23 protein-coding genes are annotated in these 21,697 nt (G+C 66.9%); 12 read left to right on the plus strand and 11 right to left on the minus strand.

Annotated features, from left to right (window positions below; genetic code table 11):
• Positions 1-27: 27 nt before the first annotated feature.
• Positions 28-1,167 (minus strand): PQQ-dependent sugar dehydrogenase, encoded by a 1,140-nt coding sequence (locus BME24068_RS24635; RefSeq protein ID WP_174927715.1) that lies wholly within the window; start codon positions 1,165-1,167, stop codon positions 28-30.
• A gap of 153 nt (positions 1,168-1,320) precedes the next feature.
• On the opposite strand from BME24068_RS24635, the gene rpsP reads away from it, so the two are divergent.
• From rpsP to BME24068_RS24665, 6 genes are all read left to right on the plus strand, one after another.
• Positions 1,321-1,575 (plus strand): 30S ribosomal protein S16, encoded by a 255-nt coding sequence (gene rpsP, locus BME24068_RS24640; protein ID WP_006400702.1) that lies wholly within the window; start codon positions 1,321-1,323, stop codon positions 1,573-1,575.
• A gap of 42 nt (positions 1,576-1,617) precedes the next feature.
• Positions 1,618-2,295, plus strand: a complete 678-nt coding sequence (rimM, locus tag BME24068_RS24645) for a ribosome maturation factor RimM (protein WP_096507575.1) — start codon at positions 1,618-1,620, stop codon at positions 2,293-2,295.
• On the plus strand, positions 2,296-3,090 hold the full coding sequence (trmD, locus tag BME24068_RS24650; protein ID WP_096507574.1) for a tRNA (guanosine(37)-N1)-methyltransferase TrmD: 795 nt from the start codon (positions 2,296-2,298) through the stop codon (positions 3,088-3,090). It abuts the gene before it with no gap.
• A gap of 133 nt (positions 3,091-3,223) precedes the next feature.
• Positions 3,224-3,616, plus strand: coding sequence for a 50S ribosomal protein L19 (rplS, locus tag BME24068_RS24655; RefSeq protein ID WP_096507573.1), 393 nt, complete (start codon positions 3,224-3,226; stop codon positions 3,614-3,616).
• A gap of 87 nt (positions 3,617-3,703) precedes the next feature.
• Complete coding sequence (locus BME24068_RS24660; RefSeq protein WP_096507572.1) at positions 3,704-4,390, plus strand: CoA pyrophosphatase; 687 nt, start codon at positions 3,704-3,706, stop codon at positions 4,388-4,390.
• Between the two features lie 120 nt (positions 4,391-4,510).
• Positions 4,511-5,449, plus strand: a complete 939-nt coding sequence (locus tag BME24068_RS24665; RefSeq protein ID WP_174927684.1) for a CobD/CbiB family protein — start codon at positions 4,511-4,513, stop codon at positions 5,447-5,449.
• Between the two features lie 77 nt (positions 5,450-5,526).
• On the opposite strand, the gene BME24068_RS24670 is transcribed toward BME24068_RS24665, so the two are convergent.
• The 3 genes from BME24068_RS24670 to BME24068_RS24680 form a co-directional block, all read right to left on the minus strand.
• A complete protein-coding gene (locus BME24068_RS24670; RefSeq protein ID WP_174927685.1) occupies positions 5,527-5,844 on the minus strand; it encodes a putative signal transducing protein in 318 nt (105 codons plus the stop codon).
• Positions 5,845-5,906: 62 nt separating this feature from the next.
• Entirely contained in the window at positions 5,907-6,848 is a 942-nt protein-coding gene (gene rsgA, locus BME24068_RS24675; RefSeq protein ID WP_174927686.1) for a ribosome small subunit-dependent GTPase A, read from the minus strand.
• The gene (locus tag BME24068_RS24680) at positions 6,845-8,104 is read right to left on the minus strand and encodes a M48 family metallopeptidase (RefSeq protein WP_096507591.1); all 1,260 of its coding nucleotides are present in this window, start codon (positions 8,102-8,104) and stop codon (positions 6,845-6,847) included. The genes rsgA and BME24068_RS24680 overlap by 4 nt, the downstream gene beginning before the upstream one ends.
• A gap of 125 nt (positions 8,105-8,229) precedes the next feature.
• Here BME24068_RS24680 and orn point away from each other — a divergent pair, with 125 nt between their 5' ends.
• Positions 8,230-8,853: an oligoribonuclease gene (orn, locus tag BME24068_RS24685; RefSeq protein ID WP_174927687.1), complete on the plus strand. Its 624-nt coding sequence runs from the start codon at positions 8,230-8,232 to the stop codon at positions 8,851-8,853.
• Between the two features lie 16 nt (positions 8,854-8,869).
• Here the strand turns inward: orn and mog are convergent, their stop codons facing one another.
• A complete protein-coding gene (gene mog, locus BME24068_RS24690) occupies positions 8,870-9,493 on the minus strand; it encodes a molybdopterin adenylyltransferase (protein WP_174927688.1) in 624 nt (207 codons plus the stop codon).
• Positions 9,477-10,082, minus strand: coding sequence for a ribosome biogenesis factor YjgA (yjgA, locus tag BME24068_RS24695; protein ID WP_275405004.1), 606 nt, complete (start codon positions 10,080-10,082; stop codon positions 9,477-9,479). The genes mog and yjgA overlap by 17 nt, the downstream gene beginning before the upstream one ends.
• Positions 10,083-10,209: 127 nt before the next feature.
• Between yjgA and pmbA the strand changes: the two genes are divergently transcribed.
• Positions 10,210-11,580 (plus strand): metalloprotease PmbA, encoded by a 1,371-nt coding sequence (pmbA, locus tag BME24068_RS24700; RefSeq protein WP_096507565.1) that lies wholly within the window; start codon positions 10,210-10,212, stop codon positions 11,578-11,580.
• Positions 11,581-11,670: 90 nt separating this feature from the next.
• On the opposite strand, the gene BME24068_RS24705 is transcribed toward pmbA, so the two are convergent.
• Both BME24068_RS24705 and BME24068_RS24710 read right to left on the minus strand, forming a co-directional pair.
• Positions 11,671-12,171 carry a dihydrofolate reductase gene (locus BME24068_RS24705; RefSeq protein WP_174927689.1) on the minus strand — a complete coding sequence of 167 codons (501 nt, stop codon included), beginning with the start codon at positions 12,169-12,171 and terminating at the stop codon, positions 11,671-11,673.
• 268 nt (positions 12,172-12,439) lie between these two features.
• The gene (locus BME24068_RS24710; RefSeq protein ID WP_341772243.1) at positions 12,440-12,802 is read right to left on the minus strand and encodes a hypothetical protein; all 363 of its coding nucleotides are present in this window, start codon (positions 12,800-12,802) and stop codon (positions 12,440-12,442) included.
• 475 nt (positions 12,803-13,277) lie between these two features.
• Here BME24068_RS24710 and BME24068_RS24715 point away from each other — a divergent pair, with 475 nt between their 5' ends.
• Entirely contained in the window at positions 13,278-14,675 is a 1,398-nt protein-coding gene (locus BME24068_RS24715) for a sigma-54 dependent transcriptional regulator (RefSeq protein ID WP_096507562.1), read from the plus strand.
• 41 nt (positions 14,676-14,716) lie between these two features.
• Positions 14,717-15,688: a thymidylate synthase gene (locus tag BME24068_RS24720; protein WP_174927690.1), complete on the plus strand. Its 972-nt coding sequence runs from the start codon at positions 14,717-14,719 to the stop codon at positions 15,686-15,688.
• A 97-nt stretch (positions 15,689-15,785) separates the two neighbouring features.
• On the opposite strand, the gene BME24068_RS24725 is transcribed toward BME24068_RS24720, so the two are convergent.
• Positions 15,786-18,293: a DUF6600 domain-containing protein gene (locus BME24068_RS24725; protein WP_174927691.1), complete on the minus strand. Its 2,508-nt coding sequence runs from the start codon at positions 18,291-18,293 to the stop codon at positions 15,786-15,788.
• Positions 18,294-18,453: 160 nt separating this feature from the next.
• Positions 18,454-19,161, minus strand: a complete 708-nt coding sequence (locus BME24068_RS24730; protein ID WP_174927692.1) for an ArsR/SmtB family transcription factor — start codon at positions 19,159-19,161, stop codon at positions 18,454-18,456.
• 195 nt (positions 19,162-19,356) lie between these two features.
• Between BME24068_RS24730 and BME24068_RS24735 the strand changes: the two genes are divergently transcribed.
• Both BME24068_RS24735 and BME24068_RS24740 read left to right on the plus strand, forming a co-directional pair.
• Positions 19,357-19,497: a hypothetical protein gene (locus BME24068_RS24735; RefSeq protein WP_174927693.1), complete on the plus strand. Its 141-nt coding sequence runs from the start codon at positions 19,357-19,359 to the stop codon at positions 19,495-19,497.
• A 145-nt stretch (positions 19,498-19,642) separates the two neighbouring features.
• Complete coding sequence (locus tag BME24068_RS24740; protein WP_096507558.1) at positions 19,643-20,155, plus strand: acyl-CoA thioesterase; 513 nt, start codon at positions 19,643-19,645, stop codon at positions 20,153-20,155.
• Positions 20,156-20,200: 45 nt separating this feature from the next.
• On the opposite strand, the gene fumC is transcribed toward BME24068_RS24740, so the two are convergent.
• Positions 20,201-21,595, minus strand: coding sequence for a class II fumarate hydratase (gene fumC, locus BME24068_RS24745; protein WP_098549366.1), 1,395 nt, complete (start codon positions 21,593-21,595; stop codon positions 20,201-20,203).
• Positions 21,596-21,697: the final 102 nt, after the last annotated feature.

Genomic DNA, 21,697 nt, shown 5'->3' on the forward strand with positions numbered 1-21,697 from the left:
GTCGGACCCGGTCACCCCTCGCCTGCGTCAAGGTGACGCATAGGTGACGCGGTAGATGGCGCCCGCGTAATCGTCGCTGACGAGCAGCGAGCCGTCCGGCAGCGGCAGCACGTCGGCCGGGCGGCCCCACACCGTGCCGTTCGCGCGCAGCCAGCCCGTGATGAACGGCGTCTGGCTTGCGTGACTGCCGTCGGCCGACACGACGGCGCGCATTACGCGGTAGCCGACTTTCGTGCTGCGGTTCCACGAGCCGTGCTCGGCAATGAATACGTTATTGCGATACGACGCCGGAAACATCGGTCCCGTATAGAAGCGCATGCCCAGTGCCGCGACGTGCGCGCCGAGCTTCAGCACGGGCGGCACGTACCGGCGGCACACGTCGGGGCTGCCGAATTCGGGGTCGGGCGTGTCGCCGCCGTGGCAGTACGGGAAACCGAAGTCGAGGCCGGCGCGCGGTGCGCGGTTCAGCTTGTCGTCGGGCACGTTGTCGCCCATCATGTCGCGCCCGTTGTCGGTGAACCAAAGTTCGCCGGAGTCGGGGTGCCACGCGAAGCCGACCGTGTTGCGCACACCGCGGGCAAATACCTCGCGCCCGCTGCCGTCGGCGTTCATCCGTGCGATGATCGCGTAGCGGTTGCGATCGGCGAGGCACACGTTGCACGGTGCACCGGTCGGCACATAAAGCTTGCCGTCGGGGCCGAACGCGATGAATTTCCAGCCGTGATGATGTTCGGTCGGCAGCGCGTCCGTCACGACCACCGGCGCGGGCGGCTTCGAGAGCCGGTCGTCGATGTGGTCGAGGCGCAGGATGCGCGACACGGCTGATATATAGAGCGCACCGTCGCGATACGCGACACCGACGGGCATGTCGAGCCCCGACGCGATCACGTAGTGGGCGCCGATCCGGCCCTCGTGCATCACGAACGCGTGCACGCGGCCTTCCTGCGTGCCGACATACAGGATGTCGCGAGGCGACCACGCCATCTCGCGTGCAGTCGGCACGGCGTCGGTCAGCACGTCCACGTGAAAGCCGGGCGGCACGACAAGCTCGTCCACTGGCGGTGCGGCGCAAGCCGTAGCGGACGCGAGACAGATGACGAGGCCGGCCAGCAAGCCCGCGAGGCGGTGCTGCGGGTGGCCCTCCGACGTGGCGCGAAATAGCGGCATGGCTGCGGGAGGCGTCGTGAACACGACGATTGTATGCCCGGTGGCCGGGGCGTCCGCGGAATTTTTGCGCGTAAGTGTTTGTTGTGGCTTCAGTTTCCGGCTATAATCGCACGTTTCAGTAGTTTCGAACCCGGTTTTCCCGAAGGATTTCATATGGTTATCATCCGTCTGGCTCGCGGCGGCTCGAAGAAGCGCCCGTTCTACAACATCGTTGCTACCGATTCGCGTAACCGTCGTGACGGCCGCTTCATCGAGCGCGTCGGCTTCTACAACCCGGTTGCTACGAAGGGCGAAGCGCTGCGTATCGCTCAGGACCGTCTGACGTACTGGCAAGGCGTTGGCGCACAACTGTCGCCGACCGTCCAGCGTCTCGTGAAGGAAGCGCAAAAGGCGCAACCGGCTGCCTAACATGGCGCGGTGTGCCGGTCGTGCCGGCTGCAAGGAGCATTGATGTCCGGTCACGATTCCGGTAACACGAAGCGCGGGCGAGCGTCGTTTGGCGCATTCGTCCGCAAGCCGGTCGCACGCGACGCTGTCGCGGACGCCGGTACGGCTGCCGAGCAGGGCAGCCTGGAGGCGGTGCAGGCCTGGCCCGACGATGCTGTCGAGGTCGGGGCGGTAGTCGACGCCTATGGCCTGAAGGGCTGGGTCAAGGTGGCGACGCATGCCGACGCCGGCCGCGGCGGCGATGCGCTGCTCAATGCGCGCCGCTGGTGGCTGGAACGGGGTGGGGAGCGGTTGTCCGCCCGCATCCTGCAGTCGAAGACGCACGGCGACACGGTCGTCGCGCAATCCGCGGGTGTCAGCGACCGCGATGCCGCACTGGCTTTGCGCGGCTTTCGCGTGTTCGTGCGCCGGGAGGATTTCCCGGCATTGGCCGCGGACGAATTCTATTGGGTCGACCTGATCGGTCTCGAGGTCGTCAACGAGCAATCGGTGGCGCTCGGGACGGTGAGCGGGATGATCGACAACGGCGTGCATTCGATCATGCGCGTCGCGTATCCGGCGATCGGCAAAGACGGTCAGCCGGACACCGCCGAACGGCTGATTCCGTTCGTCGGCGTATACGTCAAAACGGTGGATCAGGCGGCACGTCGCATCGTCGTCGACTGGGAAGCCGATTACTAAATGAACCAGGTTACGGAGAGCGCGGTGCAGTTCGATGTCGTCACGCTCTTTCCCGAAATGTTCCGCGCGCTGACCGACTGGGGAATCACCAGCCGGGCCGTGAAGCAGGAGCGCTTCGGGCTGCGCACCTGGAACCCGCGTGATTTCACGACGGACAACTACCGCACGGTCGATGATCGTCCGTACGGCGGCGGTCCGGGCATGGTGATGCTGGCCAGGCCGCTCGAAGCTGCGATCGGTGCTGCGAAGGCAGCGCAGGCGGAGCAGGGTGTCGCGAGCACGCGTGTGGTGATGATGTCGCCGCAAGGCGCGCCTTTCACGCACGAACGTGCGATGCGAATGGCGCAGGAGCCTGGCGTCATCGTGCTGTGCGGTCGCTACGAGGCGATCGATCAGCGCCTGCTCGATCGTTGCGTCGACGAGGAAATCAGTCTCGGCGATTTCGTTCTGTCCGGTGGCGAACTCCCGGCGATGGCGATGATGGATGCCGTCGTGCGCTTGCTGCCCGGTGTGCTGAACGATGCGCAGTCGGCCGTGCAGGACAGCTTCGCCGACGGGTTGCTCGATTGTCCGCATTACACGCGCCCCGAGGAATACGAGGGGATGCGCGTGCCGGACGTGCTGCTCGGCGGGCATCACGCCGAGATCGAGCGGTGGCGGCGCCAGGAAGCGTTGAAGAATACGTTGCAGAAGCGGCCGGATCTGATCGACCGGGCGCGTCGCGGCAAATTGCTGAGCCGTGCCGACGAGGCATGGCTCGCGAACCTCGCACGCGAAGCGAAGAACGCCTCCTGAGGCGGCGTCGCAGGCGGGAAATGGCGGTACCGTGCATGCGTGTGCGGTGCCTGATGTAAATCCATCCTCTATCGGGGCCAAGCCTGGAAGCAGGCGGGTGCAAACGCCGACATGATGGCTTTAGGAGTCAGTGATGAATCTGATTGCAAAACTTGAGCAGGAAGAGATCGAGCGCGCGCTCGCCGGCAAGACGATCCCCGAATTCGCCCCGGGCGACACGGTGATCGTGAACGTGAACGTGGTTGAAGGTAACCGCAAGCGCGTTCAGGCATACGAAGGCGTCGTGATCGCGATTCGCAACCGTGGCCTGAACTCGAACTTCATCGTCCGCAAGATCTCGTCGGGCGAAGGCGTCGAGCGTACGTTCCAGACCTACTCGCCGCTGCTGGCGAGCATCGTCGTGAAGCGTCGCGGCGATGTGCGTCGTGCGAAGCTGTACTACCTGCGCGAGCGTTCGGGCAAGTCGGCTCGGATCAAGGAAAAGCTGGTGTCGAAGGATCGCACCGCAGCAGCTTCCCAAGCGTAAGAGCTGTAAGGAAAAAGCACCCACCCGGGTGCTTTTTTCATTCTGGCGCGACAATATGCTCGATACGACACGAACGCGAGCGCTCCATTGAATCGTCGCCCCATCATTGATCCCGAAGTCCTGCCGGTCGAAGGCACCGGCGCGGGCCTGCCCTCCATCGATTCCCGTCTGCTGACACCGGCCGGCTTGCGCGAGCGTTTCGCGCGCACGCTCGAATGGAGCGTCGAGCCCGGCGAAGCGCGGCTGCAAGAGGGGGTCGATCCGCGCAGCGCTGCCGTCCTCGTGCCGCTCGTCGTTCGCGACACCGGCCTCACCGTGCTGCTCACGCAGCGCGCGGACCATCTGAACGACCACGCCGGGCAGATCAGTTTCCCCGGCGGCCGTCGAGAACCGTTCGATCGCGACACGACCGCGACCGCGTTGCGCGAGGCGAAGGAAGAAATCGGGCTGGCCGCCGAGCGGGTCGAGATTCTCGGTGCGTTGCCCGACTACCTGACGGGCACCGGCTTTTGCGTGACACCCGTCGTGGGACTCGTGCATCCGCCATTTACCGTGCAGGCCGATACGTTCGAAGTCGCCGAGATTTTCGAGGTGCCGCTCGCGTTCCTGATGGGCCCGGCGAATCATCAGGTCCGCGTGTTCCGCTGGGAAGGCGGCGAGCGTCGTTTTTTTGCGATGCCCTATCCGAATGGCAAATCCGACGGGCATTACTTCATCTGGGGCGCAACTGCCGGCATGTTGCGCAATCTGTACCGCTTCTTGGCAGCCGGATGACATCCCGCCGCATCCGGCGCACGCGGCCGTCTGCCGGGCGTTCGCACCGGCAGCCATGCGCTGCTTACGCTGTGCTATCGTTATGCAAAAAATGACATAACTCCGAAGACGGCGCCACGCATGACTTTCTTTTCGGTTCTCCTCGCTCTCATCATCGAACAGGTCCGCGCGTTGTCGCCGAGCAATCCCGTGTTCGCGCTGTTCCAGTTTCATGCGGAAACCGTCGCGCATGGTCTCGACGCCGGCAAGCAAAAGCATGGCGTTCTCGCGTGGCTCGCGGTCGTGCTGCCGTGGGTGCTGATCGTCGCGCTGATCTATTTCCTGCTTTACAAGGTGAGCTTCGTGCTCGCGTTCATCTGGAACGTCGTCGTCGTGTATTTCACGCTCGGATTCCGTCAGTTCAGCCACTATTTCACCGACATCCACCTCGCGCTCAACAACGACGACGTGCCGCGCGCGCGCGAAATCCTGCACGAGTGGACGGGCCTCGATACGGTCGACATGCCGGTCGGCGAAATCGTCCGCCACACGCTGATTCATGCGGTCGTCGCATCGCATCGCCATGTGTTCGGCGTGTTCTTCTGGTACGTGCTGCCGCTCGGCCCGGCCGGCGCCGTGCTGTACCGCATTTCCGAATATCTTGCGCGCACGTGGTCGACGCCGGGCGACGATCGCACGGCCGCATTCTCGACGTTCGCGCAGCGCGCGTTCTTCGTGATCGACTGGATTCCGTCGCGACTGACGGCGCTCGGCTTCGCGATCGTCGGCAACTTCGAGGATGCGATCTACGCGTGGCGCAACCACACGCGTCAGTGGCCGGACCCGAACGACGGCGTGCTGCTCGCGGCCGGTAGCGGTGCGCTCGGCGCACGTCTGGCGGGGCCGCTCGCGGAACCGTCGAGTCTCGACGCGCTCGCAGTCGGCGACAGCGGCCCGCTGACGGTTGGCGACGACTGCACGCCGCGCACGCTGCAGTCGGCCGTCGGCCTGGTCTGGCGCGCGGTGATCCTGTGGATGATCCTGCTGTTGATGCTGACGCTTGCCGTCTGGGTGTCGTGATGCGCAAGGGCGGCGCCCGATGAAATGAAAAGGCCGGCTTGATGCCGGCCTTTTTGCTGTGGATTCGCGCGGCGCATTCAGTCGTCGCGCGGATCGCGCACCGCGCCGCATTGCCAGCAGGCCGTGAACTGGGCCTCCAGCGCCTCGCCGCACTGGCGACAGCGCCATGGGGCAGCGCCGGCCGACGGGCCGTTCGACGCGGCATCGAGAAGGCGCCGCGCCAGTGTATCGTCGCGCTCGTCGGCGAGCCACAGCTCGGGCGCGCACGCGTCGGCGGGCAGGCCGCCGAGCGCGCCGGTCGCGTAGCAGTTATGCAGTTCGCAACCGATGCCGGCCACCTGCAGGACATTGGCCCAATGCTGCGCAGTCGCGAGATCGGGTGCCTTGAAACGCATCGCGGCTCCTGTCGGTGAGGGCCGGTCCGAACCGGCCCGGCTGCCTTCTGCCCGCCGCGCGATCAGCGGACGATCTGGCTTGCCTCGTGCACGAGCTGGGCATAGAGCGCATGCCGCGACGGCGCGATGCGGCCATCGGCGACGGCTTCGAGAATCGCGCAGCCGGGCTCGTGCAGATGATGGCAATTATAGAAACGGCAGTCCGCGAGCAGCGGGCGGAATTCCGGAAATGCACGCTCGAGACGGCCTTCGGTCAGGTGATAAAGGCCGAATTCCTGGAACCCCGGCGAATCGATCAGCGCACCGCCGCCTTCGAGCGGATAGAGGCGGGTGAACGTCGTCGTGTGGCGACCGCTGTTGAGCGCGGCGGAGATTTCGCGGGTCGCGGCCTCGGCATCGGGCACGAGCAGGTTCACGAGCGTCGACTTGCCCATCCCGGACTGGCCGAGCAGGATCGTCGAATGCCCGGCCAGATGCGGCATCAGCTGCGCGCGCGCATCGTCGGGCGAGCCCTTCACCGACAGCTCGAGCACGTCGTAGCCGAGGGCCCGGTAGGGTGCGAGACGCTCGCGGGCGACCGGCAGGGCGGCTTCGACGTCGATCTTGTTCAGCACGACGAGCGGCTTCAGTTCGTTCGCCTCGGCCGCGATCAGCGCGCGGCCGAGCAGGTCCTCGCTGAAATAGGGCTCGGTCGCGAGCACGATCAGCAACTGGTCGAGGTTGGCCGCGAAGAGTTTCGACTTGAACTGGTCCGAGCGGTACAGCAGGTTGCGCCGCTCGCCGATCTCGACGATCACGCCCTGGTCGGCCGATGCCTGTTCGTACACGACGCAGTCGCCGACCGCGATGTCGCTCTTCTTGCCGCGCGGGAAGCACTGCAGCATCGGGCCGCCGTCGTCGGGTGCGACGATGTAGTGACGGCCATGCGCCGCGATCACGCGGCCTTCGACGCGCGGCGCGTCCGATGCGCGCGGGACCGGCTTGCGGGAGGTCGGCCGGCTCATGCGTGCTGCATCAGGCGGTCGATCCGCTGCGAGGCGGGCGGATGCGAGTAGTAGAAGGCCGTGTAGACGGGGTCGGGCGTCAGCGTCGACGCGTTGTCCTCGTAAAGCTTCACGAGCGCGCTGACGAGATCCTGTGCGTCGGTCTGGCTGGCCGCGAACGCGTCGGCCTCGAATTCGTGCTTGCGCGACGTGAGGCTGCTGAACGGCGTCGCGAAGAACAGGAACACGGGAATCGCGAGGAAGAACAGCACGAGTGCGGCACCCGCGTTGCTGGAGTCGAGCGACGGCGTGACGCCGAGACCGGTGTAGAACCACGTGCGTTGCGCGAGCCAGCCGAGCAGGGCGAGCAGCACGAGGCTCAGCACGAACGACACGAGCATCCGCTTCATCACGTGACGGCGCTTGAAGTGGCCGAGTTCGTGCGCGAGCACGGCTTCGATTTCCTGGCCCGACAGCCGCGCGAGCAGCGTGTCGAAGAACACGATCCGCTTCGATGCGCCGAAGCCGGTGAAGTACGCGTTGCCGTGCGCGGAACGGCGGCTGCCGTCCATCACGAACAGGCCCTTCGCCGCGAAGCCGCAACGCTTCATCAGCGACTCGATGCGCGCGCGCAGCGCGTCGTCCTTCAGTGGTTCGAACTTGTTGAAGATCGGCGCGATGAAGGTCGGGTAGATCAGCAGCACGAGCATCTGGAACGCGACCCAGACGATCCACGTCCACAGCCACCACAGGCTGCCGGCCTGGTTCATCAGCCACAGCACGACGAACAGCAGCGGCAGGCCCAGCACGGCGCCGAGCAGCGTGTTTTTCAGCATGTCGGTGAAGAACAGCCGTTTGGTCATCCGGTTGAAGCCGAAACGCTGCTCGATCCCGAACTGGCGGTAGTACTCGAACGGCACGTCGATCACGCTCGTGATCGCGAGCACGGCGGCGACGAGCGCGACCTGCTGCCCGTAGCCACGACCGAACCAGCCGGTGAGCAGCGTGTCGAGCGCGCCGACGCCGCCGAGCAGCGTGAGGCCGACCAGCACGGCCGCGCTGACGACGATCTCGAACATCGCGAGCCGGGTGCGCTCGACCGTGTAGTCGGCCGCGCGCTGGTGAGCACTCAGCGCAATGGTGGCGCTGAACCGCGCGGGCACGCCGTTGCGGTGCGCGGCGACGAAGCGGATCTGCCGCGACGCGAGCCAGAGCTTGGTGACGACCATCGCGAGCACGGCGATCGCAAACAGCAGGGTGAACGAAAAGGGTGACATCGAAGGCGCCAAAGGGTTCTATGCGAGAATTATATGTTCTTGCGGACCGGGCCCGCTCACGCGATGCCGCCCGCCCGGGCGCCGCCGCATCGGCGAGCCCGATCCGCCATTTTCCAGGATGACTCATGACCGATACCGCCGCTTCCGCCAGCCAGCCCGCGCTCGTGCGCAACGAGTTGAACCTCGTCTGGCTCGACATGGAGATGACGGGCCTCGACCCGGATAACGACCGCATCATCGAAATCGCGGTCGTCGTGACCAATTCCACGCTCGACATCGCCGTGGAAGGCCCCGTGTTCGCGATCCACCAGAGCGACGAAACGCTCGCGAAGATGGACGACTGGAACAAGTCGACGCACGGCCGTTCGGGCCTGATCGATCGCGTGCGCGCGTCGACCGTGACCGAGGCGGAAGCCGCCGCGCAGCTGCAGGCGTTCCTCGCACAGTACGTGTCGCCCGGCAAGTCGCCGATGTGCGGCAACTCGATCTGCCAGGACCGCCGCTTCATGGCGCGCTGGATGCCGGAATTCGAGCGGTTCTTCCACTACCGCAACCTCGACGTCAGCACGCTCAAGGAATTGTGCCGCCGCTGGCAGCCCGCGATCTACAAGGGTTTCCAGAAGCGCGCGATGCATACGGCGCTGGCGGACATCCACGAGTCGATCGACGAGCTCAAGTACTACCGCCAGCATTTCCTGATTCCGGCCGCATCGGCGGCGCCGGCAGGCGAGTCCGCGCCGGCCGCCTGAGCGGGCCGGCACACGCTCAGCGCGGCGCGCGCTGGGCGCTCTTCGGCCGGAACGCCGCGACCACCGCGGCGTCGGTCTCGATGTACGGGCCGCCGATCAGGTCGATGCAATAGGGCACCGCGGCGAAGATGCCGGGCACGGTCGACTTGCCGTCCGCATCGCGCAGCCCTTCGAGCGTTTCCCGGATCGACTTCGGCTGGCCGGGCAGGTTGACGATCAGCGCCGCGTGGTCGGCCTGGGCCGTTTCGCGGATCACCGCGACCTGCCGTGACAGGATCGCGGTCGGCACGAAATTCAGGCTGATCTGCCGCATCTGTTCGCCGAATCCCGGCATTTCCTTCGTCGCCACGGCCAGCGTGGCCTCCGGCGTCACGTCGCGGCGCGCGGGGCCGGTGCCGCCCGTTGTCAGCACGAGATCGCAGCCGGCGACGTCGACGAGTTCGGCCAGCGTGGCGGAGATCGTCGGAGCGTCGTCCTGGATCAGCCGGGTTTCGGCGCGCCACGGCGACGTGAGTGCGCCGGCGAGCCATTCCTGCAGCGCGGGAATGCCCTTGTCCTCGTAGACGCCGGTGCTCGCGCGGTCGCTGATCGACACGAGGCCGACCACGAGCTCGTCCGGGTGGTTACGCTTCGTCGTCATGGTCGTCTCCGGCGTCGTCCGGCGCGTCATCGCCGTCCGCCTCGTCGGTGCCGCTTGCGGTCTTGATCCACTGGAACAGTTCGCGGAAATAGCGCGGCGGCTTGCCTTGCTGCGCTTCCTTGCGTGCGTTGCGGATCAGCGTACGGCCTTCCTGGATGTCGGCCTCGGGGTGCTGGCGGAGGAATTCGGTCAGCGCGTCGTCGTTCGCGAGCAGCTGTTCGCGCGTGCGTTCGATCCAGTGCAGGCGGGCCGTCGCGGCCTTGTTGACGCCGCGCTGCGCGTCGAGCGCGGTGCGCAGCGCGGCCGTTTCGTCGTCGGTCAGCGAGCGCATCACGCGGCCGACGTACTGCAGCTGGCGGCGCTTGCCTTCGTGATCGGTGATCCGGCGCGCCTCGCGCACGGCGTCCGCGAGATCTTCGGGCATCGGCATGCGCTTGAGCGCGTCCTTCGGCAGGTCGACCAGGGCCTGGCCGAGCTCCTGCAGCGCGTGCATCTCGCGCTTCAACTGGGATTTGCTGGGGCGATCGTAGCCGTTGTCGTCGTCTTCGACGGCATGCTCGATCGGCTGGATTCGGGTTTTGCGTGTCATGGGCGGCATTGTATCGCGGCGCGGACCCCCGAAGCTTGTCGGTATCCGGCCCCGGACCTTGCTATGATCGCGGGATACGCAACATTTTGAACATGCGGGCGCCCGCCCGCCACCGGATATCAAGACGATGGCAGCCAATCTCGACGTACAAGCGCGCTATTTCCCGCACACGCAGGACCAGCTCAAAGAAATTGCCTCGGACATCCTTCGCCATGCGAAGGCGCTCGGCGCGAGCGACGCCGCGACCGAAATCTCCGAAGGTGACGGCCTGTCGGTGTCGGTGCGCCGCGGCGAGGTGGAGACGATCGAACACAACCGCGACAAGATGGTCGGCGTGACTGTGTTCATCGGCAAGAAGCGCGGCAACGCGAGCACGTCCGATTTTTCGCCGGCCGCGATCAAGGATACCGTTGCCGCCGCATACAACATCGCGCGCTTCACGGCCGAAGACGACGCGGCAGGCCTCGCCGAGGCCGAGCTGCTCGAAACCGATCCGCGCGATCTCGATCTCTATCACCCGTGGGCGCTGTCGGCCGACGAGGCCGTCGAGCTCGCCCGCCGCGCGGAAGACGCCGCGTTCGCGGTCAGCCCGCAGATCCGCAACTCGGAAGGCGCGAGCGTGTCGGCGCAGCATTCGCAGTTCGTGCTTGCGACGTCGCGCGGCTTTCTCGCCGGCTACCCGTATTCGCGCCACTACATCGCGTGCGCGCCGATCGCCGGCAGCGGCCGCCACATGCAGCGCGACGACTGGTACTCGTCGAAGCGCAGCGCGGTCGATCTCGCCGCACCCGAGGCCGTCGGGCGCTACGCGGCCGAGCGTGCGCTCGCCCGGATGGGGGCACGCCGTCTCGACACCCGCAAGGTGCCCGTGCTGTTCGAGGCGCCGCTTGCGGCCGGCCTGCTCGGTGCATTCGTGCAGGCCGTGAGCGGCGGCGCGCTGTACCGCAAGACGTCGTTCCTCGTCGACAGCCTCGGCAAGCCGGTGTTCGCGCCGCACGTCCAGGTCGTCGAGGATCCGCACGTGCCGCGCGCAATGGGCAGCGCACCGTTCGACGAGGAAGGCGTGCGCACGCGCGCGCGCAGCGTGGTCAGCGACGGTGTCGTCGAGGGCTACTTCCTGTCGACCTATTCTGCACGCAAGCTCGGCACGCAGACCACCGGCAATGCAGGCGGCTCGCACAACCTCGCGCTGCGCAGCGCGAACACGCAACCGGGCGACGACTTCGACGCGATGCTGAAGAAGCTCGGCACGGGCCTGCTGCTGACCGAACTGATGGGGCAGGGCGTGAACTATGTGACCGGCGACTATTCGCGCGGCGCGGCGGGCTTCTGGGTCGAGAACGGCGTGATCCAGTACCCGGTCGAGGAAATCACCGTCGCGAGCACGCTGCAGGAAATGTTCCGGCATATCGTCGCGATCGGCGCGGATTCGATCGTGCGCGGCACGAAGGAAACGGGCTCGGTGCTGATCGAGCAGATGACGATCGCCGGCCAGTAAGCCGGGCGGCATCGGCCGCCAGAAAAACGAAAAGCCCGACCGGCGTGAGCCGGTCGGGCTTTTTCATTGTGCGTCGCGTCGCTTTGCGCGTCAGCCGTGCTTGCGCGCGTAGACGACGAACGCATAGCCGAACGCGTTCGGCGCGGCAGCCTGGTGCGGGTCGCGCGACACTTCGTGCCAGTGCGCGGGATCGGGCGCCGGGAACGACGCGTCGCCGTCGAAATCCGCATCGATCTCGGTGACGACCAGCTTGTCCGCGAGCGCTAGGCCTTCCGTATAGAGCTGAGCCCCGCCGATCAGGAATGCTTCGGGCACGCCATCGCGCGCGGCGAGCGCGAGCGCGTCGGCGAGGGACGTGACGGTGTCGCAGCCATCGAAGCGGCGCGCGGCGTCGCGTGTGACGACGATGTTGCGGCGGCCCGGCAGCGGTCGGCCGATCGACTCATGGGTTTTGCGGCCCATCACGATCGGCGCACCCATCGTCGTACGCTTGAAGAACGCGAGGTCTTCGGGAAGTTTCCAGGGCAACTGGTTGTCGCGGCCGATGATGCCGTTGCGGGCACGCGCGACGATCAGGGTCAACGTCGTCATGAGAGTCGGGAAAGGGGAATCGGAACTGCGCCGATTCTACCGGAACGACGACCTGCGCCGGATTTGGCGCGGGAGGGCAGCGGTGTTCGTTTTCGGTCATCCGCGACGGCGATATCCCGAACAAAAAGAGTGCCCGCCGGGGGACGGGCACGAAAAAGGTGCGCGTGGTTGCGTCGGCGATGCGGGACGCGATTCGGCATGCGTTCATCACGAACTCAATCGATATGCAATCCTCATTGAATATCGGGTATGCGAAATCGCGTGCGCGTCATTGATGCAACTGGCTTCCTGCGCTTCCTGAGCCTCCTGCCATCGCGTGCCGCATGTCGCCGGGGCGTGGTGCGGGAATCGGCATCGGCAGCCGGGCAGGCGGTACGATTTCATCCCACAGTGTCACCGAGGACTTGTCGGAGGAAAGCGGTTGCGGCGCCGCGACGAACATGATGTCGAATTCGTCGTCCTGCCGTGCGTTCAGCGTGTTTTCGGCAAGCAGCGTCGCGCGATCAGGCGTCACGCTTTCGCCCGCGTATGCCGGCATGAACGGGCCGCCCGCCGCGAGCGCAATCGCGGCGGGCATGAAAGAGAGAAAAAGGGCTTTTCGCATGGTCGGGCTCTCCGATCTGTTACCCATCCAGCGAAATGCATGCCATCGCGCGAGGAGCGTTGTCGCATCAGCGACTCGTGCGTGAGCGTTGCGAATCATGGTCGAAAACGCTGAAAAATGTTTCAGGCATGAAACGAAGGGGCTCGGGAATACTGCGGATTCAATCGCCACGCTTCAAGGATGAAAATCGGCGCGTGTGTCGATACGGAAAGATGTCACTGCCCACGTGCTATGTGCAGATGATTGACTTATATCGACAGCTGAGCGATTCGGCCGCTCGCCCATGTGCGCTGCAATTGGTTTGTCGTATTCGGCGCCTATAACTAAGCTGTCTTGATCAAAAAAATAACTGGACGCGAAACAAGCGCCGTCATCCGAGGCATGTCGTTGCCGCGTATGAACATGGCGAATCGAGCCGCTTCGGCTGACCCGATTTGATCCTTTTCGCACGTGATTTCGCGTGCGCGACAATCGTTAGACGGTTGATGAACGGGGTGTGCATATGGGAGCCGAGCAGCGGCATGTGATCTATTTTTCGCGCGAACCGAACGACGCGTTGCGCGGACATTTCGACGAATGCGGATGGCGTGTCGATCTTGCGGAGACCGCACGCGACGTGCGGCGCGTCGTGCAGCACGGCGTCGCATCTGCCGGCCTGCTCGATTTTTCGCCGGGTTTCAGGCCCGCGGATCTGCGCGAACTCGAAGCGTGCCTGAGCATTCAGCACATCGGCTGGATCGCTGCGACGCGGCGCGGCCAATTGCAGGATGCCACGCTGCGGCACCTGATTCGTGACTACTGCTTCGACTACGTGACGATGCCGTACGAAACCGCGCGCATCGTCGAGACGGTCGGCCATGCGCACGGGATGGTCGCCCTGACGGATCCCGTGGCGTCGCCGGTCGGCGCCGGGCGTGCCGAAGGCGAGATGGTCGGCACCTGCGATGCGATGCTCGGGCTGTTCAAGACGATCCGGCGCGTCGCGACGACCGATGCACCGGTATTTATTTCCGGTGAATCGGGCACGGGCAAGGAACTGACGGCCGTCGCGATTCACGAGCGCTCGTCGCGCGCGCACGCGCCGTTCGTCGCGATCAATTGCGGTGCCATCCCGTCGACGCTGCTGCAGGCCGAACTGTTCGGCTATGAGCGCGGTGCGTTTACGGGGGCGAATCAGCGCAAGATCGGCCGCGTCGAAGCCGCCAATGGCGGCACGCTGTTTCTCGACGAGATCGGCGACCTGCCGCTCGAAAGCCAGGCGAGCCTGCTGCGCTTCCTGCAGGAAGGCAAGATCGAGCGGCTCGGCGCGCACGTATCGGTGCCGGTCGACGTGCGCGTGATCTGCGCGACCCACGTGGACATGGAGGCCGCGCTGCGCGAAGGGCGTTTTCGCGAGGACCTGTTCCATCGCCTGTGCGTGCTGAAGATCGAGGAGCCGCCGCTGCGCGCGCGCGGCAAGGATATCGAGGTGCTGGCGCGCCACATGCTCGAGCGTTTCAAGGGCGATGCGCATCGCCGCCTGCGCGGTTTCTCGCCGGATGCGATCGCCGCGCTGTACGGCTATCCGTGGCCGGGCAACGTGCGCGAACTGATCAACCGCGTGCGCCGGGCAATCGTGATGTCCGAGGGCCGGATGATTACCGCGGCCGATCTCGAGCTGAACGAGTTCGCGATGCTCGCGCCCGTGTCGCTGACGGAGGCGCGGGAGGCGGCCGAACGGCAGGCGATCGAGCAGGCGCTGTTGCGGCATCGCGGTCGTTTTGCCGATGCCGCACGCGAACTCGGCGTGTCGCGCGTCACGCTCTACCGGCTGATGTGCGCGCACGGAATGCGCGATCGCGGCGACACGCTGGCAGGGTTTTCGGCACCGTTGCCGGAGGTTCCGCGGCACGCTTGCTAAAATTGGCGGGTACGGCCGCCCTCGCGGCCGAAGGAACCCGCATGAAACAGTACCTCGATCTCGTTCGCACCATCCTCGATACCGGCACCTGGCAGGAGAACCGCACGGGTATCCGCACCATCAGCATGCCCGGTGCGATGCTGCGTTTCGATCTTCAGCAAGGTTTCCCGGCCGTCACGACCAAGAAGCTCGCGTTCAAGTCCGCGGTCGGCGAACTGGTCGGTTTCCTGCGCGCATCGCGCAGCGCGGCCGATTTCCGCGCGCTCGGCTGCAAGGTGTGGGACGCGAACGCGAACGACAATGCGCAGTGGCTCGCGAACCCGTATCGCCAGGGCGTCGACGATCTGGGCGACGTGTACGGCGTGCAATGGCGCCAGTGGCCGGGCTACAAGGTGCTCGATGCAGGCGCGGACGCGCAGATCGCCGACGCGACGCGTCGCGGTTTCCGGATCGTCACGCGTTTCGACGAGGACGGTGCGCCGAAGGTGTTGTTGTACAAGGCGATCGACCAGTTGCGCCAGTGTCTCGACACGATCATGGAAAACCCGTCCGATCGCCGCATTCTGTTTCATGCATGGAATCCGGCGGTGCTCGATCAGATCGCGCTGCCCGCATGCCATCTGCTGTACCAGTTCCTGCCGAACGTCACGAAGCGCGAGATTTCGCTGTGCCTGTACATCCGCAGCAACGACGTCGGGCTCGGCACGCCGTTCAACCTGACCGAAGGGGCCGCCCTGCTGGCGCTGGTCGGCCGGCTGACGGGCTATACGCCGCGCTGGTTCACGTATTTCATCGGCGACGCGCACATCTACGAGAATCAGCTCGACATGCTGCAGCGGCAGCTCACGCGCGAGCCGTACGAGAGCCCGCGGCTCGAGATCGCCGAGCGCGTGCCGGAGTACGCGAAGACGGGCGTGTATGCGCCTGAATGGCTCGAGCAGATCGAACCGTCCGATTTCTCGCTCGTCGGCTATCGGCACCATGAGCCGCTGACCGCGCCGATGGCGGTCTGACAACCGCCGGCGCGGAACACGCGATTCCCGCCCGGCAGCAGGATGAAGGCCCGACCGGCATCGCCCGGCCGGGCCTTTGCGTTTTATCGGACGACGGTTACGGACGGCGGTGTTCCTCGTGACCGCCGGCCGGCGGATTGCCGTGGCGCGGCGCTTCGACGTGCGGTGCCGGCTGCGGCCGCGGTTCCATGTGCGGCGCGGGCATCGATGGCCGCGGTTCCATGTGCGGTGCCGGCGGCTGCGGTCGCGGCACGGGATGCACGGCGGGCGCAGGCGGGCGGTACTCGTTCACGCGCGGCGGCGCGACTTCGTGACGCGGTGCCGGTTGCGCGAATTCGGGGCGTGGCTGCGGTGTGGGAACTGCCCGCTCCGGTCGCGGTTGCGAATGCTGGGCCGGCGCCGCGAAATCGGGGCGCGGCCGCGGTTGCGGAATTTGCGCGGTCGTGTCGAGTCGCGGTTGCGGCAACGCGCGCGGCATCTCCTGGCGCATGCCGGATTGGGTGCCCGGTGTGTTTTCCGGATGCGGCACCGGCGCCGCGCTGCGCACGGGCGGCAGCGCGTTCTGTCCCGCCGCGTGCAGTGCGGTCGGCGGCGTCGGGCGCTGACGCTCCATGGGCGTATGCGGTTGCATCCAGGCGGGCGCCGGCGTGGCGGCCGCATGCGGGGTGCCGCGTTCGTCCGGACCGTTGCCGGCCGTCGGCGGATGCGGAACGGTGTTGCCGGGCGCGAATGCCGGATGCGGGGTCTCGCGGCCCGGCTGCTGCGGTGTGCCGCCGTTGGCAAAGCGCGCTGCATCGGGTGCCGCACCGTTCTCGGGCCGCGCAACGTTCGCCATGACCTGCATCGGCATACCCGGCCGCGCGGCCGGTGCCTGAGCCTGGATCTGGGCCGGCTGGCCTTCGCGCGGCGCGTGAGCCGGCTGCACGACGGGGCCGTGCGGATTCACGAGCTGCACGTTGCGCATCGCCCATGCGCCGCCTTTCGGATCGCCCGGCACGTGGACTTGGCGCGCCGTATAGTCGGACGGTACGGTCGTCTTCACGACCGGCGCACCCGCGCCCGGCACGTGCTCGCCTTGCCGGGCGAGATGCGCGGCGGCCTGGTCGCGATAGGCGGCCGGGACGGCCGGATTCCGGGTCGCGACGAACGGGTGCTGTCCGATCGCCGCCGGCGGACGGTAGCTGGCGGTGCGCAGTGCTCCGGTAAAGCTCTGGCGCACCGGCGCGATGCCGGGCGTACCGGGCATCACGTGTGCATTGCGCCATTGCCGCGGATCGACGTGCTGCGAGAAGTGCGCGACAGGCTGGCCGTGCACGAACGCCGACGCCGGCACGGCCGTGATCGCATGCGGCGCGCGGAAGTTCACGTACGTCTTGTTGATGTTGGTGATGTTCGTCACGTTGACGGTCTTGTTCACCGTGACGTTGTTCACCACGATGTTCCGGTTCACGCGATCGTAGTAATGCGGACTCCAGCCGCCCCAGCCCGGATGCCACGCTTCGCCCGGGCCGAGCGCGAACCATGCGCAGCCGGCCGCCGCGACGCCGCCGACTGTCAGCGCGACGCGCCAGTCGGGGCCACCACCACCGCCCACGAACGCGACGAGTGCCGGGGCGTAGACGGGCGGCTGGCTGACGGCCATCGTGCCGGGCACCCACGCCCAACTGTCGTCGACATAGGCCCAGCGGCCGTAGTGATATGGCGCGAAGCCCCACGGGGCGTCGTCGACCCACGTCCAGCCCCACGGCGCCTGCCAGATCCAGTGCCCGTCGTGATAGGGCGCCCAGTCGGCCGGCGTGTCGTTCGGCACCCAGACCGCGCCGTAATTCGGGGTTTCCCGCCATGTGCCGTTCGCGTCGAGATCCTGATAGCCGGGGATGTCGCGCGACACGTAGCGGGCCGACACCGAGCGCTCCTCGGCCGCGTCGCGGCTGGCGGCCCACTGGTCGAGCGCATCGGGGCCGGGCGCCGCCGACTGCTGCGCGACCCGCAGGTCGGTGCCGGTGAACACGACCTGCTGCCCGGCCGACAGCGGATACTGCCCGTTGCTGCCGTAGACGGTCGCCGTGCCGCTGCGTACGGTCACCGTCGTGCTCGTGCCGTTCGGCGCGACGTCGACGCGATAGTCGCCGGGGCCGCCGATGCCGAGCGCGAGGTTGGGCGTGTCGATTTCATACGAGCCACCAGGCGGCAGCTCGCGCACGTGCGTCGATACTGTGCCGAGGCCGACCTTGAGCTGGGTCGTCGTGTCGTCCAGGTTCAGCACGGACAGGCTCGTCGATGCACCGAGCCGCACGGCCGTCGAGCCGATGTGCAGCTCCGAGCGTGCGTCGGCGTCGTTCCACAATTGATCGCCGGTGGTCAGCGGCCGGTTCACGGCGGCGTACGACCACGTGTCGGTGCCTGCAGGCTCCGTCGTCACCGCGCCCGACAGGTAGTTGAGCCGGGCGACGCGCCCGGGTGGGTCGCCGCCCGTTTGCCGGGGAGCGGCCGCATACGGCGCCGCGGCGGTCGATTGCGCGAATGCGGGGGGCACGGTAGCCAGCGCGACGCACGCGAGCAGGGTGCAGCGGGCGGTTCGCTTCAGCTTGAACAGGGAGGCCATGTTGAGCGTCTTGTCGTAGGCGCGGCGCGTCGATTCGTGCCGTCCAGTTCACAATATCCGCTCGGCCTGTTTCAATGCTCGGTGTTTTGTAAGGCGAATGGCTCGCGATGTAACAAAACCTGTCCATCGCGCGCCGCTGTCGTGCGGCGCAAGGCGCGTGTCAAACGGACGTAAGCCACCCGTCGAAAATCTGCTGGCCGGGCACGGTGACGCGCAGCACGCGCGGTCGCGCGGTGCGCTCGATCCAGCCGTGCGCGCAGAAGCTGTCGAGCAGCGCTGCACCGAGTGCGCCGCCGAGATGTGCGCGGCGCTCGCTCCAGTCGAGACAGCCGCATGCGAAGCGGCGCCGGCGCGCGCGTTGCTGCTCGACATCGATGCCCCAGCGCGCGAGCGCCTGCGTGCCGAGCTCGGTGGTCTCGATCTCGTCGCCGTTTGCCTGCAGCCAGCCGCGCGCGGTGAGCCCGTCGAAGATCCGGACCGCAAGTTCGCCGGCCATGTGGTCGTAGCAGGTGCGCGCATAGCGCAACTCTGCCGGCACTGTGCGCGATGGCGGCGGCACCGGGCGATGCGGGGCTGCCGCGCGGGCGACGTTCGCGAGCGCTTCGAGCGACGCCGCGATGTCGGCCGACGCGAGCCGGTAGTAGCGGTGCCGGCCGCGCACGTCGAGCGCGAGCAGGCCGCCTTCGGTCAGGCGGGCGAGGTGCGCACTCGCGGCGGACGGTGACAGCCCCGCGATCATCGTCAGTTCCCCGGCCGGCCGTGCGCTGCCGTCCATCAGCACCCACAGCATCGCGGCGCGCCCCGGATCCGCGATCAGCGCGCCGATGCGGCTCAGGCCCGGAAAGTGGTGGTCGTCTTGGTCGGTCATCGTCATGTCTCGTCTGGCGGGATGACTGCAGTGTAGGTGCTGAGCGCATTCGATGTTTCGCGTTCGGGTGAAATGTCGGATGCAGTGGGGCGGTGCCGCAGCGTCGCGGCGGGCCGGACTGCGGCCGCCGGCCGTGCACGCGTAGAATGGCCGGACGCGGCGGCAGTGGGCCGCCGGATGCGACGCGATGCAATGATGAAGACGATTTTCTGCCTGTTGGCGGTCGCGCTGGTCTGCGCGGCCTGTGCGCAGGGCGGCGCGGGTGCCGCCGGCGAGCGGGGCGGCAGCCTCGAGATGTACGGGACGATCGATCAGGGAATCACGGTGCGCCGCTGACGGGCGCCGGTTTCCGGCGAGCATTCCCGCGTCAGCGCGCGGTTGTGCGTGCGACGCCCGCCGCGTGGCGCGTATTGCGACGCGTTGCCGCAGTGCAACGTATAATGCGCCGATTGCAGCGCCCCCGCCGCCTGGAGCCCACAAGATGTCCCGACCGTCCCCCGTACCGGCCGCCCTCGACCGCACTGAAACCGTATTCCGCTTCCTTGCCGAGCCGTCGTCCGTGAATTTCGGCGGCAAGGTGCATGGCGGCGCGCTGATGAAGTGGATCGACGAGGTCGCGTATGCATGCGCGGCGGTCTGGTCGAGCCGCTACTGCGTGACGGTCAGCGTCGGCAACATCCGCTTCCAGCGTCCGATCCTCGTCGGCAACCTCGTCGAACTGAAGGCGCGCGTCGTTGCGACGGGCCGCACCAGCATGCACATCCACGTGTCCGTGCATGCCGGCGATCCGAAGGGCGGCGTGCTGCGTCAGACGACCGATTGCCTCGTCGTGTTCGTCGCGGTCGACGAGAACGGCAACCCGGTGCCGGTGCCGCCGTTCGTGCCCGAGACCGACGAGCAGAAAGTGCTCGCGAAATATGCGGCCGACGTGCGTGCCGCGCTCGACAAGATCGTCGAGATGAAGCCCGAGGAAGTGGCGAAGGGCACGGTCTGACACCCACGGGCGCCGCGCGTTCGCGCCGCGCCCGTCATCGCGTGATTACCGCGATCCGATCATCTGCTCGGGCCGCACCCACGCATCGAATTCCGCTTCGGTCAGGTAACCGAGCGCGAGCGCGGCGGCCTTCAGCGTCGTGCCTTCCTTGTGCGCCTTCTTCGCGATCTGCGCGGCCTTGTCGTAGCCGATGTGCGGGTTGAGCGCCGTCACCAGCATCAGCGATTCGTTCAGCAGCAGGTCGATGCGCGCGCGGTTCGGCTCGATGCCTACCGCGCAGTGGTCGTTGAAGCTCTGCGCGCCGTCGGCGAGCAGCCGCACCGATTGCAGCACGTTGTGCGCGATCATCGGCCGGAACACGTTCAGCTCGAAATTGCCGCTTGCGCCGCCGACGTTGACCGCGACGTCGTTGCCGAACACCTGGCAGCACAGCATCGTCACGGCTTCCGACTGCGTCGGATTCACCTTGCCCGGCATGATCGAGCTGCCCGGCTCGTTTTCCGGAATCGACAGTTCGCCAAGCCCGCAGCGCGGCCCGCTCGCGAGCCAGCGGACGTCGTTCGCGATCTTCATCAGGCTGGCCGCGACGGTCTTCAGCGCGCCGTGCGCGAACACCAGCGCGTCGGCGGCCGCCATCACCTCGAACTTGCTCGGCGCCGTCACGAACGGCAGCTTGGTCAGCCGGCCGATCTCGTCGGCGACGCGCACCGCGAATTCCGGATGCGCGTTCAGCCCGGTGCCGACCGCGGTGCCGCCCAGCGCGAGTTCGTACAGGTGCGGCAGCGTCGATTCGAGGTGCCGGATGCCCTGGTCGAGTTGCGCGACGTAGCCGGAGAATTCCTGGCCGAGCGTGAGCGGCGTCGCGTCCTGCAGGTGCGTGCGGCCGATCTTCACGATGTCGGCGAATGCCTTCGACTTCGCATCGAGCGTCGTGCGCAGCGTGCGCAGCGCGGGCAGCAGGTGATTGACGATCGCGTACGCGGCGGCGATGTGCATCGCGGTCGGGAACACGTCGTTCGACGATTGGCCGCGGTTCACGTCGTCGTTCGGATGCACCTTGCGCGCTTCGCCGCGCTCGCCGCCCATCAGCTCGCTCGCGCGGTTCGCGATCACCTCGTTGAGGTTCATGTTGGTCTGCGTGCCGGAGCCCGTCTGCCATACGGCGAGCGGGAATTCGCGCGGATGCTTGCCCGCGATGATTTCGTCGGCCGTGTCGATGATCGCGCGCGCCTTGTCGTCGGCGAGCACGCCGAGCGACTGGTTCACCGCGGCTGCCGCGCGCTTGACGATCGCGAGCGCGTGGATCAGCTCGGGCGACTGCTTCTCCGTCGAGATCCGGAAATTCTGCAGCGAGCGCTCGGTCTGCGCGCCCCAGAGCCGGTCGGCCGGCACGGCGATCTCGCCGAACGTGTCGCGTTCCATCCGAACTGCTTCGTTCATGATGCACTCCTCCTGGAAAAGGGAAAGGCCGCGCGTCGCGCGGCGTCTGGCGTATCGTGGGGCAGTCGCGCCGCCTGGATGGCGGCGTTCTGGATCTTCAAC

The sequence above is a fragment of the Burkholderia anthina genome (genome assembly GCF_902498995.1).
GTDB lineage: Bacteria > Pseudomonadota > Gammaproteobacteria > Burkholderiales > Burkholderiaceae > Burkholderia > Burkholderia anthina.